The organism is Spirosoma sp. (genome assembly GCF_026391055.1).
Classification (GTDB): Bacteria; Bacteroidota; Bacteroidia; order Cytophagales; family Spirosomataceae; genus Spirosoma.
The window spans coordinates 761,687-779,138 of record NZ_JAPLET010000026.1; the positions used below are offsets into that span (position 1 = coordinate 761,687).

General features: G+C 51.2%; 16 protein-coding genes. 8 read left to right on the top strand and 8 right to left on the bottom strand.

Annotation, left to right across the window (positions count from 1 at the left end; all coding sequences use genetic code 11):
• Positions 1–57 precede the first annotated feature (57 nt).
• Entirely contained in the window at positions 58–1,713 is a 1,656-nt protein-coding gene (gene ade / locus NT073_RS26620) for an adenine deaminase (protein ID WP_297379793.1), read from the bottom strand.
• Between the two features lie 4 nt (positions 1,714–1,717).
• The gene (locus tag NT073_RS26625) at positions 1,718–2,926 is read right to left on the bottom strand and encodes a hypothetical protein (RefSeq protein ID WP_366107867.1); all 1,209 of its coding nucleotides are present in this window, start codon (positions 2,924–2,926) and stop codon (positions 1,718–1,720) included.
• A gap of 132 nt (positions 2,927–3,058) precedes the next feature.
• On the opposite strand from NT073_RS26625, the gene NT073_RS26630 reads away from it, so the two are divergent.
• The 5 genes from NT073_RS26630 (at position 3,059) to NT073_RS26650 (ending at position 9,134) form a co-directional block, all read left to right on the top strand.
• Positions 3,059–4,732, top strand: coding sequence for an altronate dehydratase family protein (locus tag NT073_RS26630; protein WP_297379796.1), 1,674 nt, complete (start codon positions 3,059–3,061; stop codon positions 4,730–4,732).
• An 85-nt stretch (positions 4,733–4,817) separates the two neighbouring features.
• Positions 4,818–5,591, top strand: a complete 774-nt coding sequence (locus NT073_RS26635; RefSeq protein WP_297379799.1) for a glucose 1-dehydrogenase — start codon at positions 4,818–4,820, stop codon at positions 5,589–5,591.
• 262 nt (positions 5,592–5,853) lie between these two features.
• The gene (locus NT073_RS26640) at positions 5,854–6,708 is read left to right on the top strand and encodes a fumarylacetoacetate hydrolase family protein (protein ID WP_297379802.1); all 855 of its coding nucleotides are present in this window, start codon (positions 5,854–5,856) and stop codon (positions 6,706–6,708) included.
• A gap of 107 nt (positions 6,709–6,815) precedes the next feature.
• Positions 6,816–7,640, top strand: coding sequence for an amidohydrolase family protein (locus tag NT073_RS26645; protein ID WP_297379805.1), 825 nt, complete (start codon positions 6,816–6,818; stop codon positions 7,638–7,640).
• A 6-nt stretch (positions 7,641–7,646) separates the two neighbouring features.
• On the top strand, positions 7,647–9,134 hold the full coding sequence (locus NT073_RS26650) for a gluconokinase (protein WP_297379807.1): 1,488 nt from the start codon (positions 7,647–7,649) through the stop codon (positions 9,132–9,134).
• Here NT073_RS26650 and NT073_RS26655 read toward each other — a convergent pair.
• The 4 genes from NT073_RS26655 to NT073_RS26670 form a co-directional block, all read right to left on the bottom strand.
• The gene (locus tag NT073_RS26655) at positions 9,105–9,617 is read right to left on the bottom strand and encodes a GNAT family N-acetyltransferase (RefSeq protein ID WP_297379810.1); all 513 of its coding nucleotides are present in this window, start codon (positions 9,615–9,617) and stop codon (positions 9,105–9,107) included. The genes NT073_RS26650 and NT073_RS26655 overlap by 30 nt on opposite strands.
• Before the next feature lie 17 nt (positions 9,618–9,634).
• The gene (gene argC, locus NT073_RS26660) at positions 9,635–10,618 is read right to left on the bottom strand and encodes an N-acetyl-gamma-glutamyl-phosphate reductase (RefSeq protein ID WP_297379813.1); all 984 of its coding nucleotides are present in this window, start codon (positions 10,616–10,618) and stop codon (positions 9,635–9,637) included.
• Positions 10,619–10,699: 81 nt separating this feature from the next.
• Entirely contained in the window at positions 10,700–11,914 is a 1,215-nt protein-coding gene (locus tag NT073_RS26665; protein ID WP_297379816.1) for a lipopolysaccharide heptosyltransferase family protein, read from the bottom strand.
• Entirely contained in the window at positions 11,911–13,113 is a 1,203-nt protein-coding gene (locus NT073_RS26670) for an argininosuccinate synthase domain-containing protein (RefSeq protein WP_012925023.1), read from the bottom strand. Before NT073_RS26670 ends, NT073_RS26665 begins: the two co-directional genes overlap by 4 nt.
• Positions 13,114–13,405: 292 nt before the next feature.
• On the opposite strand from NT073_RS26670, the gene NT073_RS26675 reads away from it, so the two are divergent.
• Both NT073_RS26675 and NT073_RS26680 read left to right on the top strand, forming a co-directional pair.
• Positions 13,406–13,987 carry an HD domain-containing protein gene (locus tag NT073_RS26675; RefSeq protein ID WP_297379819.1) on the top strand — a complete coding sequence of 194 codons (582 nt, stop codon included), beginning with the start codon at positions 13,406–13,408 and terminating at the stop codon, positions 13,985–13,987.
• Positions 13,988–13,998: 11 nt separating this feature from the next.
• On the top strand, positions 13,999–14,883 hold the full coding sequence (locus tag NT073_RS26680) for a gliding motility-associated C-terminal domain-containing protein (RefSeq protein WP_297379822.1): 885 nt from the start codon (positions 13,999–14,001) through the stop codon (positions 14,881–14,883).
• A 31-nt stretch (positions 14,884–14,914) separates the two neighbouring features.
• Here the strand turns inward: NT073_RS26680 and NT073_RS26685 are convergent, their stop codons facing one another.
• On the bottom strand, positions 14,915–15,793 hold the full coding sequence (locus NT073_RS26685) for a diacylglycerol kinase family protein (RefSeq protein ID WP_297379825.1): 879 nt from the start codon (positions 15,791–15,793) through the stop codon (positions 14,915–14,917).
• 190 nt (positions 15,794–15,983) lie between these two features.
• The gene (gene fabG / locus NT073_RS26690; protein ID WP_297379827.1) at positions 15,984–16,721 is read right to left on the bottom strand and encodes a 3-oxoacyl-ACP reductase FabG; all 738 of its coding nucleotides are present in this window, start codon (positions 16,719–16,721) and stop codon (positions 15,984–15,986) included.
• Between the two features lie 123 nt (positions 16,722–16,844).
• On the opposite strand from fabG, the gene NT073_RS26695 reads away from it, so the two are divergent.
• Positions 16,845–17,297, top strand: a complete 453-nt coding sequence (locus tag NT073_RS26695; protein ID WP_297379829.1) for a nuclear transport factor 2 family protein — start codon at positions 16,845–16,847, stop codon at positions 17,295–17,297.
• Positions 17,298–17,452: the final 155 nt, after the last annotated feature.

Here is a 17,452-nt window from a genome sequence, read left to right on the forward strand (position 1 = left end):
TAAACGTACCCATAAAAAATAGAATTTAAAACAGTTACCAAATAAAATTTTTTTCTGTCACGATTTCACTATTTGAAGAGGAACAAAATTGAACGTTTTGCCATCAAATAAGCCTAAGTCACTCAGTTTGACCTTAGGAATGACCAGCAGCGCCATGAATGATAAGGTCATGAAGGGGGCTAACAGGGTACTTTTAAGTCTATACTTAGCGTATTCATCTAACTTAGTATACTGTTCAGCTATAGTATATCCATCTATGTCGCTCATAAGCCCCGCTACGGGTAGTGGGAGGAGCATAGATTCGGCAGCAGGCCCCTCCCCCACGGCCGATAAGCCTCCTTTTGCTTCGATAATTAAATTGATGGCTTTGCAAATGCTCTCGTCATTGCAACCCACCGCCGTTATATTGTGCGAATCATGACCCACGGAGGAGGCAAGAGCGCCTGAAGTAAGCCCAAAATTTTTAATAAACGCCACGGCGGGGGGCGTATCCTGATACCGGTTGACGACAACCAGCTTTAAAATATCTCCCTCAACATCGGGTACGAGCTGGCCCTCTTCGACCTTCGCTTCCAGATGCAGCTCGTTCGTGATCAGCTGTCCGTCGAGTGCTTCTATAACCCGGATCCATACCGGCCCATCAGTAGATACGGCTTTTACAACAAAGTCGGCCGGCGTTTTGAGCGAACAGGAAAACTGATTAACATGCTCACTGCATAAGTCAGGAAGGGCCGATTGACCTTGATTGGCTACTATTTCTCCGTTGATCACTGTTTGCTGAACCTGAAACTCACGCAGGTTATTGACAACTATATAATCGGCGGGGTCGCCCTCGCGCAGGAGTCCAACCGGCATTCGGTAGTGAAGTACGGGGTTGAGGCAGGCCGCCCCCAGCACATGCCAGAGCGAATGACCTTTGCCCAAGGCGCGCACGACCAGTTGATTGATATGCCCTTCGGCCAGTGTATCGGGGTGTTTATCATCCGAACAGAACATAACCTGACCCGGAAACTCAGCCAGTAGCGGAATCAGGGCTTCGAAGTTGCGGGCCGCACTGCCTTCCCGAATCAGGATGTTCATCCCGCGCCGGGCTTTATCAAGCCCCTCTTCGTAGGTAAAACATTCGTGGTCGGTGCTGATCCCAGCATCTATGTATCGCTGGGCTTCGTCGCCGATCAGGCCGGGGGCGTGGCCATCTACGGGTTTATTAAAGGCATTGGCCAGACTGATTTTAGCCATCATATCAGGATCGTGGCTCAATACGCCCGGAAAGTTCATCACCTCGGCCAGGTAACCAATTTCTTTCATCGCCAGCAACTGTCTGACATCCTGCGCACTGATCGTTGCTCCTGCCGTTTCGAAAGTCGTGGCTGGTACACAGGAGGGTGCTCCGAACATAAACTTAAAGGGTACGCGACGAGCCTCTTCAATCATGTACGTCACGCCGGTAACGCCCAGCACATTCCCGATCTCGTGCGGATCCGAAACGGTAGCTACTGTGCCGTGCACAACTGCCAGCCGTGCAAACTGGGGTGGTGTCAGTAACGAGCTTTCTATATGAACGTGGGCGTCAACAAAGCCCGGAAGCACATAGGGCTCCTCCGGGCGTTCGGGACCGAGTTGAGTAAGTTGACTGATGCGCCCGTTTTCGACAGCGATCGTACCATAATAAATTACTTGATCGAACAGATTCAGGATGTTCCCGGTAAGCATAAAGTCAGATGCGTATAAAGAGTTTGCGACGGTACATCCACCGCAGAATGAGGTAAAAAATACCGAGCGTAACCAGACCCGTCAGCAGCGTTTCGTAGGCCGGACCGAAAATCAGAAAAGGGCCGGTTCCCAGATGGGTATGGAGTGATGTAACGATGAACCGGTCAATAAGGTGTACCAGACAGTAAATAGCAATGGAGTTCATGCCAACAACAATCAACGGGAAAGCCCAGCTACGCCGGTTGGCAACGTCAATGATCCCGTAGAAAAGTGCAAGCAGCCAGAAGCACCAACCTCCGCTAAACAATACCCAGGCGGGTGTCCAGATACGCTTTACGATGGGGCAAATGCCTGCTACATGCAGCAGGACACCCGCTACCAAACAGATACCACCAGCCAGCAGAAAACGCTGGATCAGTGCCCGCTTATCCATATCTGAGCGTAGCCACCGTCCGGCCTGTAACCCAAGGAGCATGGTGCCCAGTGTTGGAATAAAGCTAAGTGTGGCATAGCCACCGCCATTGAACAGAAACGGTTTTTCTCTCGGAAACAAGTTAAGAAACCAGGTATCGAACGCCCAGGCGAGATTGCTGTTCTTATTGAAGTGTGCCATTATACTGTTGTAATGCTCCGGCCAGTCGGGCGGAACGCCCACCGCACTGTAATTAAACCCGGCTCCGGAAGCGGGATAGAGCACGAAAGCCAGCCAGTACCCAACCAGCACGACACCCAGGGCAATCCAGCCGGTTCGGGCGCTGTATTTACCAAGTAAGAACAGAAAAGGGTAACCAAGACCGATTTGGGTCAGCGTATCCTCAAACGTGAAGTTTGTCTGACTAGCATGGGTGGAACGCAGAAAAATGCCAAGTAATATCAGAATCAGCGAACGGCGCAAGGCATACCCAAACTGTGTAGCAAACGATTGCCCCTGGCTGGCACGGCTGGCCATTGAGAAAAGCAGGGCAACACCCACCAGAAACGAAAAAGACGGCTGAATTAAATCATGCAACGAGCACCCGGCCCAGGCAACATGACTTTGATGGTGCGCGAGGAAGGCCCAGAACGCACTGTCGGGAAAGGTTTCGTGTAAATGATCAAATTGCAGCATTTCGGCCGCCATCAATACCATGACAAAGCCTCGATAGGCATCCATAGACATCAGGCGACCGGGCAAGGCAGCGCCCGGCTGGGTAGTAGACAACGGTGGGAGCATGATTAAGGTAGGAATTAGTCGTCAAAACTTAGCATTGCCCGTCACATTCGCAATAGAGTTGGTTAAAGTTTTTCGCAGAGGTGGTATATTTCGAACGAATGAGACTCTTTACTATAAATAATCCTTTTGCTGATGCCTGCCCGTGTGTTAAAAGTTCATCCTGCCGATAATGTCATTGTTGCCCTGCGCAACCTGTCGGCTGGTGAACAAATAGAGTTTGGGAATACCCTCTACGAGCTACCCTATGCCGTTGGGGCCAAACATAAATTTGTGACCGAAGACCGTCAGCCCGGCGATCCAATTACGATGTACGGGGTACTCGTTGGCAAGGCAACCCAGCCAATTCGCCGGGGCGAACCCATTACAACGTTCAATCTCAAACATGATGCAGATACGTACGGACTCGACAAAAAGCAGTCGTATGCCTGGCAGCCCCCCGACGTTTCAGCCTGGGAAGGTCGGACGTTTATGGGGTATCATCGGGCGGATGGCAGCGTTGGTACCCGAAACTACTGGCTGGTGGTGCCACTCGTATTCTGCGAAAACCGTAATGTACTGATCCTGAAAGATGCCTTTGAGCGGGAGCTTGGCTATGCGCAGCCCGAAACTTATCGAGTGCAGGTTCACGAGCTGCTGAGTTTGTACAAAGCCGGCGAAATGGAGGTTGCTAAAAAGATGCAGCCTTTTGTCGATGAATCCCAGAATCAGACGCTTACTTCGAGCCAACATCAGGTAAATCGTCCTTTCAAGAACGTAGACGGTATCAAATTTCTAACGCATGAAATGGGCTGTGGCGGTACCCGACAGGACTCCGCTTATTTGTGTTCGCTGCTGGCCGGGTTTATCAATAACCCTAACGTGGCCGGAGCTACCGTACTTAGCCTTGGTTGTCAGCATTTACAGACAGACATGATCTCGGCCGAAATTAAACGGCAGAATCCTAAGTTCAACAAACCCCTGCTACTGTTCGAACAACAGGCGGGTACGGAATACGCTCTAATGTCGGAGGCCGTCAAACAAACATTTTTGGGGCTGGTCGAAATCAATAAACTCGAACGTAAACCCGCGCCACTCAGTGCGCTGACAGTTGGGCTGAAGTGTGGCGGTTCCGACGGGTTCTCCGGCATTTCGGCGAACCCGGCCCTCGGGCAACTGTCCGACATTCTGGTAACGCTGGGCGGCAAGACCGTGCTGGCCGAATTTCCGGAACTGAACGGCGTTGAACAGGAACTAATCAATCGCACCGACGATACCGATAAAGCCCAGAAGTTCATAACCCTGATGGGTGACTATTCGGCTCAGGCCGAAGCGGTAGGATCGGGCTTTGACATGAATCCATCGCCGGGGAATATTAAAGATGGCTTGATTACAGATGCTATCAAATCTGCCGGAGCGGCTAAGAAAGGGGGAACGGCACCGGTAGCCGATGTGCTGGATTATGCCGAACGCGCTACCGAGCCTGGTCTTAACTTACTCTGTACGCCCGGTAACGACGTTGAAGCCACAACCGGTATGGCGGGTTCCGGCACCAATGTCATCCTGTTCACAACGGGCCTTGGTACGCCCACAGGTAACCCTGTTTGCCCGGTTGTGAAAGTATCGACGAACACCATCCTCAAGAACCGGATGCCGGATGTTATTGACTTCGATAGCGGGCCCATCATCGATGGAGAGCAAAGCATCGAACAAAATGCCAACGCCATGCTGGAATATATTATCAAGCTGGCCTCGGGCGAAGTAATTACCCAGGCCGAACGGCTGGGGCAGGACGATTTCATCCCCTGGAAACGGGGCGTTTCACTCTAAATTGGCGAAAGAAGGAAAGAGTGAAAGAGCGCTATAATCTGCGCCTGAACGTTCACTCTTTCCTTTTTTCGCTCTTTCGCTCTCTATGTTCTCTCTCAACAACAAAACCGCGCTGATTACGGGCGGGGCCAGTGGTATTGGACTGGCTATTTCTCAGACGTTCGCTCAGGCGGGCGCAACGGTTCACATTCTCGAAATTAACGGCGAGCTGGCGCAGCAGGTGGCCGATGATATTACGGCGGCTGGCGGAAAAGCGTATGCTCACACGGTCGACGTGTCCGATCAGGCGCAAGTAGTGGCCCTGATTGGCCAGATAGCGGCCGAATCGTCCATTCACATTCTCGTTAACAACGCTGGTGTGGCGCACATTGGCAAGGCCGATACAACCCAGGAAGCTGATTTCGACCGAATTTTCCGCATCAATGTGAAAGGTGTTTATAATTGCTTATATGCTGTTATTCCGCATTTTAAATCCAATGGAGGGGGCGTCATCCTGAACATGGCCTCGGTAGCCGCCACGCTTGGCCTCTCCGATAGGTTTGCCTATTCGATGAGCAAAGGAGCGGTGCTGACCATGACGTTGTCCGTAGCCAAAGACTACCTGAAAGACAACATTCGGTGCAACTGCATCTCTCCCGCCCGCGTACACACGCCTTTTGTGGATGGGTTTATCGCGAAGAACTACCCAGGACAGGAAGCCGAAATGTTCGAGAAGTTATCGAAAACCCAACCCATCGGCCGTATGGCCGCCCCCGGCGAAGTAGGCGCATTGGCCTTATATCTCTGCTCCGATGAAGCTGGCTTCGTCACTGGCTGCGACTACCCCCTCGATGGTGGCTTTACCCGCCTGAACAGCTAGAACACAAAATATTCTCATCAAGGCATTATAAACGTAAGTCATCCCGAACTTTTAAGCTAAACTGCCCGGTCTAATGCGCTCAATCAGATAAACCGGGCAGAGACCGGCAGACGCACCGGCATAGCCTAGGCTATGCCGGTGCGTCTGCTATTTAGCGTTTAGTGCCATTGAGCAATCATTCCACAGTAAACCATTAGGTTTGCGGCAGAATGGTTAAACTTGCAGTCTAGTCTGCTTTTCGTTTAAAGAATCTTCTTTCTTCATGAAACTCTTCCGCTTCGGCTCGCCCGACCACGAACACCCTGGTGTTGTATTACCCACCGGTCAACATATCGACGTAACGCACTTTGGCGAAGATTACGACGAATCATTTTTTGCCAGCAATGGCCCCGAACGCCTGGCGCACTGGCTGACGGCCCACGCTCATACCTGCCCCGAAGTATCGATCGATGAACGCTTTGGCCCGTGCATCAAACGCCCGTCGAAAATCGTTTGTGTGGGTCTGAACTACGCCAAACATGCCGCCGAAACCGGTGCTGCCACACCCGCCGAGCCCATTCTTTTCTTTAAGGCAACTACGGCACTCTGCGGCCCCAACGACAATGTTGTTATTCCAAAGCGGTCCGAAAAAACCGACTGGGAAGTTGAACTAGCCATCATCATTGGCAAACGGGCCAGCTATGTCGAACTGGACGAGGCTATGGACTACATTGCCGGTTACGCGCTGCACAACGATTACAGCGAACGGGCATGGCAGCTGGAGCGCGGTGGACAGTGGGTAAAAGGGAAAAGCGCCGACACCTTTGCGCCACTGGGACCGTACTTAGTGACAACTGATGAAGTCCCCGAGCCAAATAATCTTCACCTGTGGCTCAGCATTAATGGCAAGCGCCTACAGGATTCGAATACCGACGACATGATTTTCAATGTCCCAACACTGGTCAGCTACATCAGCCAGTTCATGACGCTGCTGCCCGGCGATATTATCTCGACTGGCACACCCGCTGGCGTGGGTCTGGGCATGAACCCGCCCTGGTACCTGAAACCCGGCGACGTAGTCGAACTGGGTATCGAAGGCTTGGGCGAACAGAAGCAGACAGCCATTAGCTATCAATAACTAGTGAATAATGGATAATGTAAATGAATAATGAAGAATAAACAACCAGTGGACTATTCTTCATTATCCATTTACATTATCCATTTTACATTCCTCATTAGCAACGTATGACAATCGACGCTCACCAACATTTCTGGCACTTCGATCCGGTTCGGGATAGCTGGATTACGGACGATATGGCCAATATCCAACGCGATTTCCTGCCCGCTGATCTGGAGCCTGTTCTGAAAGAGAATGGGATTGATGGGTGCGTGGCTGTTCAGGCATCGCAGTCGGAAGAAGAAACGATGTTTCTGGTTCGGATGGCCCAGACGTACGACATTGTGAGAGGTGTTGTTGGTTGGGTTGATCTGCAGTCAGACCAGTTGCCAGAGCGATTACAGGCGCTTTCTCAGCATCAAGAGATCAAAGGCTACCGGCACGTGGCGCAGGCCGAACCCGATGACTTCCTGGCCCGTCCTGCCGTTATGGATGGCATTCGACAGTTAGCCGATTTTGGTCTAACGTACGATATTTTGATTTACCCGACGCAACTAAAAGCGGCTTTGCAGTTGGTGCGATCAGTGCCCAACGTCAACTTTGTGATCGACCATTTGGCCAAGCCTTACATTCAGAAAAAAGAGATTAGCCGCTGGTCAAACTTCATGGCCGAGATCGCCAAGAACAAACATGTTTCGTGCAAACTCTCCGGTATGGTCACCGAAGCCGACTGGCATAACTGGAGCAAAAAAGACTTTTTTCCCTATCTGGATGTTGTCTTTGAGAACTTCGGCCCCGACCGGCTCATGTTTGGCTCCGACTGGCCCGTATGTCTGGTAGCTGCCAACTACACACAGGTTAGAACACTGGTTGATGAATACGTTGTCAATTGGGGAGAGGAGGTCCGGGCAAAAGTCTTTGGTGCGAATGCAGTGTCGTTTTACAAGTTATAAAGGGTTATGAATTGTTTTGTTGGTGTTGATGTCGGAACGACGAATATAAAAGCGCTGGCCATGCCGCCGGATTTAAGCCAGATTCTGGCCCATGCCTCCGCCCCCGTTACGACCCTCAACCCCGAACCCGGCTATGCCGAACAGGACCCGTCCGAAATCTGGGCGGCTTTTGTCGAGGTCATAGCTGAAGTCAGTCGAGAAGTCGCGCAGGGTGGTCATGTCATTACACATGTGGCTTTTTGTACGGCCATGCACAGCCTGCTGCCCATGAACGACGACGGATCGCCGATCGGGAATGCCATTCTCTGGTCCGACAACCGGGCCGAGGAGCAGGCCAAAGCCTTACGGACAACGCAGGCGGAATTAGGGAAGTCGATTTACGCACAAACCGGAACGCCCATTCACCCCATGATTCCGCTTTGCAAACTGGCCTGGCTCCGCGAAAATGACCCACGACTGCTGCGCCGAACGGCCCGTTTCGGCTCGATCAAGGAATTTTTGTGGCATAAATTAACCGGTCAGTTTGAAGTTGATTTCTCCATTGCCACGGCTACGGGACTGTTTAACGAAGGCAAGCAGGAATGGAGCGAAGCAGCGCTGAACTACGGCGGTGTCCGGGCCGACCAGTTATCGAAGCCCGTTCCAACGACTTTCCAGCGTTCGTACCAACCACGGTCAGAAACAGCCAGAACGGGACTTCAGGCGGGCGTTTCACTGGTCATTGGCGCATCAGATGGGTGTCTGGCCAATCTGGGTGCGGGGGCTATCAAAGCCGGAACGGCCACGCTCACTATCGGTACCAGCGGAGCCATCCGCCAAACGGTCCGAAAACCACTGCGCGATGCTGAACTTCGGTTATTTTGTTATTTTCTGGATGAAGGCTATTACGTAGTTGGCGGGCCTACCAACAACGGGGGCAACGTACTGGAGTGGCTCACCGAAAAACTGACTTTACAGGATACAGACGCCGTTTTGGCCGAGGCCGCCACTATAGCCCCCGGCTCGGATGGCTTACTGTTTCTACCCTATTTGCAAGGTGAACGGGCACCGTTATGGGACGCTTCAGTCCGGGGGGCCTACCTCAATGTCGACTGGCAGCATACCAGAGCTCACTTTGTAAGAGCCGCTCTGGAAGGAGTTTTATTCAATCTACTTAGCATCAATGAACTGCTGATTGATCACACCGGACCAGCCAAGGTTATCCATGCCAACGGAGGCTTTGCTCAGTCGGACCTTTGGGTGCAAATGTTAGCCGATATGGCGGGCGTTCCTGTACGGCTTAACGCCAGTAACGAAAGCGGCTCGATGGGTGCTATACTACTGACGATGAAAGCCATCGGTATGGTAAAAACACTGGATGAAGCTGCGGAGAAGGTTGCATTTGGCCGTACGTTTCAACCCGACCTAAACCGTCATACGGTGTATCGGAAAGAGTTTGCAAAATGGCAGGAAGGTCAGAAAATGCTATACGTCGATAGCGGGCGTACCAAATAGCAAACTCTCCTCGCCGTCAGCCTTATACATGAATTTTCGCTCAAAACGCAGCCCCAGTTTTTCGAGCAAGTGGATGGACGGCTGGTTTGCAGGACTCGTAAATCCCAGAATACGACTTGATCCAAACGTTTCGCGGGCGTAGGCTATCACCGCCGATGCCGCTTCGAACCCGTATCCGGTTCCGGTATAACCGGGCAAAAACGCGAACCCGATATCAGGCGCATCCAGCGTCTCGCGCTTGAACAAACCGCACATGCCAATGGGTTGCTCAGTAACTTTCAGCCTGACTACATACGACCCGTAACCCATCAGTTCGTAACTCTTCAGCGGTCCGTTAACAATGTATTGATGGGCATCGTCAAGCGTTCGTACGCCACGGTCGCCAATAAACTCAAGCCATGATGGCGTGTTTAGCAACGTCAGCACGAAAGCAGCATCGTCGACCGTAAACTCGGTAAGTAGCAGGCGTTCCGTCAGTAACATGTTGATAGTCTGAATTACTAAAATGCTACTGACTTCAGGCGCAACCCGGTGTCTTCCGGCAAACCAAATACCAGATTGAGGTTCTGGACGGCATGACCGGAGGCTCCTTTGGTAAGGTTGTCGATTACGCTTGTGATCAACAACTGCCCGTCGTGGACTTCCAGATGAACCAGGCATTTGTTGGTGTTTACGACCTGTTTCACATCCACCGGCGCATCGCTAACATGGGTAAACGGGTGGTTTTCGTAAAAGGACCGGTATAGTTGCTTGGCTTCTTCGAGCGTTCCGGTAAATGGCGTATAGACGTTGGCCATAATACCCCGCGTAAAATCGCCCCGGTAAGGAATGAAATTGATGGCGGCCGCAAAATCAGGTTCTAACTGCGTCAAACTCTGGCGTATTTCGGCCAGGTGCTGGTGCGTGAAGGCTTTGTAGATCGAAACGTTGTTGTTGCGCCAGGTGAAGCCGGTTGTAGGCACAAGCGCCTGCCCTGCGCCCGTACTGCCGGTTATGGCACTTACGTGGACATCGTCGGTCAGTTTGCCGGCTTTCGCCAGGGGCAGCAGCGCCAGCTGAATACTGCTGGCAAAGCAGCCGGGATTGGCAATGCGCATGGCTTCCTGAATACGCTCCCGGTTGAGTTCGGGTAAGCCGTACACGAAATCGTCGTGTTCGTCCCGAAAATCGGCACTGAGATCAATCACGGCAATATCGTCAGACACCTCGTGCTCCGCCATGAACGTTGCCGACGCCCCATGTCCCGAACACAAAAAAATAGCATCCAGCCCGTTCTGTGCCAGCAATTCGCTAATTTCTTCACCCGAAAAGGTGAGGTCGGTATCACCCAGCAGATCGGTATGCGTGGCCCAAACGGGTTTTCCTGCCTGACTTTTGCTGTGTGTAAAGGCCACATTCACAAACGGGTGATTGATCAGAATACGCAGTAGCTCGCCACCTGTATAACCGGCTCCGCCAATAATACCAACGTTTATTTTTTCCATATTTTCTGAACGACCATGTTCCTTTATTGATTCAATGTTGTGTCAGTATACGCTCCTGACATCAGTTATGCATACTGGATTCTACCTGGTCGACGCCCGACTCTGCTCGCCAATGGCCCGAAACCAGACCAGTGCCCGATTCAATACGCTTTCATCGAAGACCGTCACGTATTCGCTTTCAAATCCTGACCGGTCAAGTGTTAATGAGCGACTTAATTCATGATTGTGTATTACCAAAGTTGGCTTGCTGGCAATGGGAAAAAATTGAATGCCTACCCCACTTTTCTGAAACGATAAAGTCGGGCAACCCAGACAGCACAGATGCATGGGCAACGAGTCGAGCGTAAAGGCGGCATACGCCTGTTCGCTCAGGCTGGCCATATCCTGAAGGGTTAATTTATTGACGGCGGGAATCAACCGGTCAGCAGCCACTGGATTCGCGTCACGAACACGTTCGTATAACTCCGCCGTGAAGGCTTTCTGCCCGCTGAACACTAATGGATTTGGGCTTTCCTGAAGCAGTTGGCTTGCGAACCGGCACCAGTAGTCGACCGACAACATCCGAATGGGGTCTCCGGACTCAGGACAAATCAGGATGGGTTTATTCGCTAGTACCGGGCTATTCAGTTTAGCCCACAACTGCTCCGTCGATTGAGGTGGATGAACAAAGTACGGTTCAACAGTTTTCAGACTGGCCTCAATTCCCATCGGCTTCAGAAGTCGGAGAATCAGGTCAAAGTTATGAACTTCGCCATCCGGCATGAAAAACTCATCATCGAGCAGACCGCCGAATCCCCTTGTGCCATAGCCAATTTTTCGCCTGACCTTCAGATAAGGCAGGATAAAATGCATGGGCGAATCCGAGAAGCGAATATCAACCGAATAATCGTAGACCGTGTCGCTGAGCGTTTTTACGGCTGCTTTCGTCGTCTGCCAGAAATCCTGCCATTTCTGTAGTTTAGACAGCGACCGACGACTGGTTCCGACATGATTGAGGTGGATAACCCGCCGTATGTACGGGTTATCCTGCCAAATGGGGTCGCACCAGCTACCGGCCAGTACGTCAATCTGGGCATTGGGGTACTGCTGCCGGATGAGAGGAAATGTGTACGACAGAATCAGCGCATCGCCCAAATGTCCAGAGGTCATCAGGAGAATGGCTGGCTCGTCGGTAACGGGCAAGCTATCCTGCCTACGCGCAGACTTGCTGGCGTAGGCATCCACCACTATATCAAGCAGTTGTAATGGATAGGCAATGCTCCGGGGAGCGCAATATTTCCGCGCTTTTCCAATCACTGGTTGTTGATTTTCTCGTAGATCATCACCTGATTGGAGGCTACTTTCGAGAAGCCTCGCACATCGTCGCCCGTCCAGGCATTGTTCATTTCGCCATACGAACCGAATTTCGACGACATCAGATCATGATCCGACTCGATACCCATTACCTGGAACCGGTAGGGTGCCAGCAGCACATGTACTTTACCCGACACATGCGCCTGCGAATCGGCCAGGAAGGTCTCGATGTTGCGCATGACGGGGTCCATAAACTGGCCTTCGTGGAGCATGGTACCGTACCAGTTAGCCAACTGCTCTTTCCAGTATAGCTGCCATTTGCCGAGCACGTGTTTTTCGAGGGTATGGTGCGCTTTGATGATGATGAGGGGCGCGGGCGCTTCGAACCCAACCCGGCCTTTGATACCAATGATGGTGTCGCCAACGTGAATGTCGCGGCCAATTCCGAACGGACCGGCCAGTTCGGTCAGTTTCCTAATGGCATCGACCGGGTTATTATACGTCTCGTCGCCAAATGCGCCGGAAATACCTTTTATCTCGCCATGCTGAAACGTGACCGTAATCGTTTCCGGCTCCGACTTCGTTACCTGGGTTGGCCAGGCCGATTCGGGCAGAAACTGATCGGATGTCAGTGTTTCTTTACCGCCTACGGATGTACCCCACAAGCCTTTGTTGATCGAGTAAGCGGCTTTGTGCCACTCCTGATCAACGCCTTTTGCTTTGAGGTATTCGATTTCGGCTTCACGCGACAGGCGCAGGTCCCGAATTGGGGTGATGATTTCGGCTTCAGGCGCAATGATCCGGAACGCCATATCGAAACGAACCTGGTCATTACCGGCACCAGTGCTTCCGTGGGCAATGGCCGACGCGCCGATTTCGCGGGCGTATTCAGCGGCAGCAATGGCCTGAAAAATCCGCTCGGCGCTCACACTCAGCGGGTACGTATTATTTTTCAAGACATTACCGAACACCAGAAACTTCAGGCATTGCTGGTAATAGTCGTCTGTCTTCGAGATCGTCACATGCGATTTAACTCCTAATGAATAGGCCCGTTCCTCAATCGCTTTGAGCTCGGCATCCGAAAAACCGCCCGTATCGACCAGCACCGAATAGACATCCATGCCGCGATCTTCAGACAAATATTTAACACAGAAGGAGGTATCGAGACCTCCGCTAAAGGCGAGAACTACTTTTTGAGACATTAGAGAGAAAGACGCCGGGCAATGACTCGCTCGTTGTCGGAATGGTTTTGGTTTGACAAATATCGGGCTTGTTCATGAAAAACCCGACTGAATTCACATCCTTTCGTGTATTAGGCCTGTAGTGTAGCTACTGAGTAGGGTTAGTCATGGTAAACCACTTCCCAATTTGGTTTGAATAAAGTAACTTGAAGTCCGGCGCAGACTTCTACCTGATACAGGAATCTACGACCAAAAATGAAATAATACTCTGATAATCCATCAATTACTATACACGCTTAAGAAAGCTATGGACATGCAATCTATCTACCAGGAAACGATAAAGTTTGCCGCCCGAAAGCATGGCGAAACGAGTCAGACTATTCCCGGAACAAATCTGCCGTATGTTGTACACCTGAGCAACGTTGTTATGGAAATCCTGATGGCGGCTCAGGAAACTAAAGACTTCGACCTAAAGTATGCTATTCAGGTTGCCTTACTGCATGATACCCTGGAAGATACAAATACTACGTTCGAGGAGTTACAGGAAACTTTCAGTAGTGAAGTGGCGCAGGCAGTACTGGCGTTGACCAAAGACAAAGACATTCCTAAAGCTGAGCAAATGGCCGACAGCCTGACCCGAATCAAAAAGCTTCCCAAAGAAGTATGGACCGTAAAACTGGCCGATCGGATTACCAATTTACAGGCTCCACCCGCCCACTGGTCGCCCGAAAAAATACAGGCCTATCAGACACAGTCATTACAAATCGCTCTGGAGCTGAAAGGTAGCAACAGGTATCTGGAGGAAAGACTTAACCAAAAAATTAACGAGTATTCGACCTACTGCCCGAAAATTCGAACGGGAAGCCGTGATGAGCCGCTTAAAATACTCACCTAACTTAAAAGGGAATGTATACCCTCTTAGCTATACCAACTTTACTTTTAGCCTTCTGTACTGTAGCCAATGCGCAAATCAGAGGCATTAAAATAAGCGGAGACACCTGTACCAGTCAGACACTTGCTCTTCAGGCGGAAGGCACGAGTAGTTCGCCCTACTTTTCGTGGAACTTTGGCGACCCGGCAAGCGGCACCAGAAATACAGTAACGATAACCGGTGCCAGCCCTTCTCCATTTCCCACGCATACGTTTAGCAGTGCCGGTGTTTACAACGTTTGTGTTTCGTTTCAGGAGCCGGGCTCCCCTGTCGCTACCGTTTGCAGACGCCTTTCTGTTGGCTTATGCTGTAATGGCATTATATCGACACAGGACAGCTGTTTGCCAAACAGAATTCCGTTCACTCTGGTCACATCAGCCTTAGTCAATTCAATTACCTGGGATTTCGGCGATCCTTCTTCCGGAACGGATAATACAGCAACAAACACGTCTGCATCACACCAATTTTTAAATCCGGGTGCATATACTATAAAGGCAGTTGTGAACTTTAACTGCGGTACCAGAACGCTGGAAAAGACCATCAATATCATCCCCTGCGACACACCACCTTCTTCGACTTGCCTATTCTATACGCCAAAGGCTTTCTCGCCTAATGATGATACAGTTAATGATTTCTTTTCACCCGTAAAAAGCCAAAACTGTTCACTGGAAGAATACGAGTTGACCATTTTCAGCCGATGGGGTGAGGTTATTTATCAAACCACAAATCCGGATAACAAATGGGATGGAAAATATAAAGGCGAAGCCTGCCCTGTTGGGGTTTATCCGTATTTGATAAAATTCAAGTTTGTTTCTCAAAGCAGACAAACCAACAAAGGAAGTATTACCCTGGTAAGGTGATCAATACCAACAGCTAGTCTAACCATCAGGCTCACAGCAACACCAGCAAACTCCCCGGCAGTACCCGGACATTGACCTGACCGGCTGCCAGCGTTAACGGCTCTCCATCGGCATGAATCAGTATGGGCCCGTCTGCCTCTACGGTTGCCTTGGTAACGGACTTTCCGCGCCAGTAGGACGACTGATTGAGCGTCTTATTAAATAGCCGCCAGGTGAGCATGCCCGCTGCCTGGGTTGGGAATGGGCGAATTTCGCACTGCTCCAGCCGACCATCGGCAATATTGGCGGTGGGGGCCATCCAGGCGTTATTCCCGAACTGCCCGGCGTTGGCAAAGGTGAGTGAGAAAAGCTTCTGCTCCTGTCCATCCAGCAAAAACACGGAGGGCTTATACCCCATGAATGCGTTGAATGCCGTGCGGACATAAGTAGGCAGTCCACGAATGGGTTGCCGGGCGAACGCGTGCGCAACATAAGCCTCAAACCCGAGCCCAGCAGTACAGAAGAAAGGATGCTCGTTTATCTCGCCACTGTCAATGACCACCGGTCGGCCGGTCAGGGCTCGTTCGATGGCTTTCAGCGGGGCGAGCGGAACGCCCAAATGGCGGGCCAGCCCGTTGCCGGAGCCAATGGGTACAATGCCAAGCGCCGTAGCCGACCGACGAAGGGCCTGAGCGGTTTCGTTGATGGTACCATCGCCCCCAATGGCCAGTACGCGATTGACACCCCGCTTCACGGCATCGGCGGCTAGTTCGGTAGCATGACCGGGATGCGTGGTAAAGATGGCTTCGGGTGCGTAATCGAGCGCTTCAGCACGACGCATGAACGCATCCTGAAGCAGAGCTTTCTGGGCAACCGACGTTGTACCCGATAGCGGATTGATGATGGCCAGAACGGCCGAACGACTGCTCACTCAGGAGAAGAAAATAAATAAGATTAAAATAAAAACAACGATAAAAATATAGTACCAACCATCCGAGAAGATGTATGGTTTGTAATCGTTGTAAAACTTCCTGACCTTTTTCATGATTTGTTACGCTAGATACGGGTACAAAGATAACGGGTGGTTTTCGGTATTCAGCTTTTGGTTTCAGCTCCACAACCTACAGGGCCTGCCCGCCGTTGACGGCTAGTACATGTCCGTTCACAAATGAGGCTTCGTCGGACGCCAGGAACAAATACGCATTGGCGATGTCCTGTGGTTTGCCAATGCGCCGAACTGGAATGGTTGCCACGGCCTGATTGCGTACGTCGTCGGGCATGGCGTCTGTCATGGCCGTTTGGATAAAACCCGGTGCGACTGCATTCGCCGTAATTCCTTTCGGGCCTAGCTCTTTGGCCCATGACCGTACCATGCCGATAATACCGGCTTTGGCAGCGGCATAATTCGTTTGGCCAAAGGCTCCATGCACCCCGTTGATCGACGAGGTACAGATGATACGTCCGTATTTCTGCTCTACCATGTAGGGCGCAATGACTTTTGTGCAGTTAAAAACGCCCGTCAGGTTCACGTCGATCACCTGCTGCCAGTCGGCAAACGACATTTTCAGCAGGGTTTTATCCCGCGTAATTCCGGCGTTGTTGATCAGAATATCGATCCGGCCATACTGCTCGTGTACAGAGCGGGCGGCTGCTTCAATACCAGGCACATCGGTCGTGCTGACATGCTGGAACGTGCAGGAAAACCCCTGGTCGCGCAGTGACTGAGCCGTAGCCTCTCCTTCATCCAGCAAATCCCAGATAATAACGGTGGCGCCTTCCCGACAAAATACCTCGGCGGCAGCCTGTCCTATACCCCGGGCGGCTCCGGTAATAATGGCAACTTTGTTTTGTAATCTCATAACCTGGTAAGCAGGAAATCGGTTAGCATTGAATGAGCGAATAACGCAAAAATCCACTCGATTCACCAACATTGTTTGGGTTATGAAATGTATATCATAGCTTTAGTCAAAACCCATCCTTATATGAAACAAGTCTTTCAATTAGCCTTACTTTGTTTGCTGGCAGTATCGGCATTGGGTCAGCCTACAGCGCAGACAGTGGCCGATAACCGCGAACGACGGGCCATCCTGGAAACCCTGAAACGGCAAACCGATGACTGGAATGCCGGACGTATTGACCGATTTATGATGGCCTACTGGGATTCTGACTCGCTTACGTTCATTGGTAAGGCCGGTATCACGTATGGCTATCAGCCAACGCTCGCCAATTACAAGAAGCGTTACCCAAGCCGGGCATCTATGGGCACGCTTAAGTTTGATATTCTGGAATTGACCTTCCCCTCTCCCGGTGTTGCCTACGTCATTGGCCGCTTCCACCTGACCCGACCCGAACTTGGCAATGCAGAAGGGTACTTTACCTTACTCTGGCGAAAAATCAACAATCGCTGGGTAATTGTAAGCGACCATACGGGTTAAGAGCGAATCTGGATAAGGACGCCTGATTCTCAGACTTAACCGCTAAATATCACCTGTTTATGTCAATGGCGAACGTAAGGTGTTTTACCCTACACCTACAAACCCTTAGTATACTTAAGTAGTTTTATATTATATATTCAAGAAGTTTTTGACCT

What these genes read in the sequence shown, in the direction of transcription:
- ade (WP_297379793.1), bottom strand. Translation starts at nt 1,713, where the DNA reads ATGCTTACCGGGAACATCCTGAATCTGTTCGATCAAGTAATTTATTAT.
- NT073_RS26625 (WP_366107867.1), bottom strand. Translation starts at nt 2,926, where the DNA reads ATGCTCCCACCGTTGTCTACTACCCAGCCGGGCGCTGCCTTGCCCGGT.
- NT073_RS26630 (WP_297379796.1), top strand. Translation starts at nt 3,059, where the DNA reads ATGCCTGCCCGTGTGTTAAAAGTTCATCCTGCCGATAATGTCATTGTT.
- NT073_RS26635 (WP_297379799.1), top strand. Translation starts at nt 4,818, where the DNA reads ATGTTCTCTCTCAACAACAAAACCGCGCTGATTACGGGCGGGGCCAGT.
- NT073_RS26640 (WP_297379802.1), top strand. Translation starts at nt 5,854, where the DNA reads ATGAAACTCTTCCGCTTCGGCTCGCCCGACCACGAACACCCTGGTGTT.
- NT073_RS26645 (WP_297379805.1), top strand. Translation starts at nt 6,816, where the DNA reads ATGACAATCGACGCTCACCAACATTTCTGGCACTTCGATCCGGTTCGG.
- NT073_RS26650 (WP_297379807.1), top strand. Translation starts at nt 7,647, where the DNA reads ATGAATTGTTTTGTTGGTGTTGATGTCGGAACGACGAATATAAAAGCG.
- NT073_RS26655 (WP_297379810.1), bottom strand. Translation starts at nt 9,617, where the DNA reads ATGTTACTGACGGAACGCCTGCTACTTACCGAGTTTACGGTCGACGAT.
- argC (WP_297379813.1), bottom strand. Translation starts at nt 10,618, where the DNA reads ATGGAAAAAATAAACGTTGGTATTATTGGCGGAGCCGGTTATACAGGT.
- NT073_RS26670 (WP_012925023.1), bottom strand. Translation starts at nt 13,113, where the DNA reads ATGTCTCAAAAAGTAGTTCTCGCCTTTAGCGGAGGTCTCGATACCTCC.
- NT073_RS26675 (WP_297379819.1), top strand. Translation starts at nt 13,406, where the DNA reads ATGCAATCTATCTACCAGGAAACGATAAAGTTTGCCGCCCGAAAGCAT.
- NT073_RS26680 (WP_297379822.1), top strand. Translation starts at nt 13,999, where the DNA reads ATGTATACCCTCTTAGCTATACCAACTTTACTTTTAGCCTTCTGTACT.
- fabG (WP_297379827.1), bottom strand. Translation starts at nt 16,721, where the DNA reads ATGAGATTACAAAACAAAGTTGCCATTATTACCGGAGCCGCCCGGGGT.
- NT073_RS26695 (WP_297379829.1), top strand. Translation starts at nt 16,845, where the DNA reads ATGAAACAAGTCTTTCAATTAGCCTTACTTTGTTTGCTGGCAGTATCG.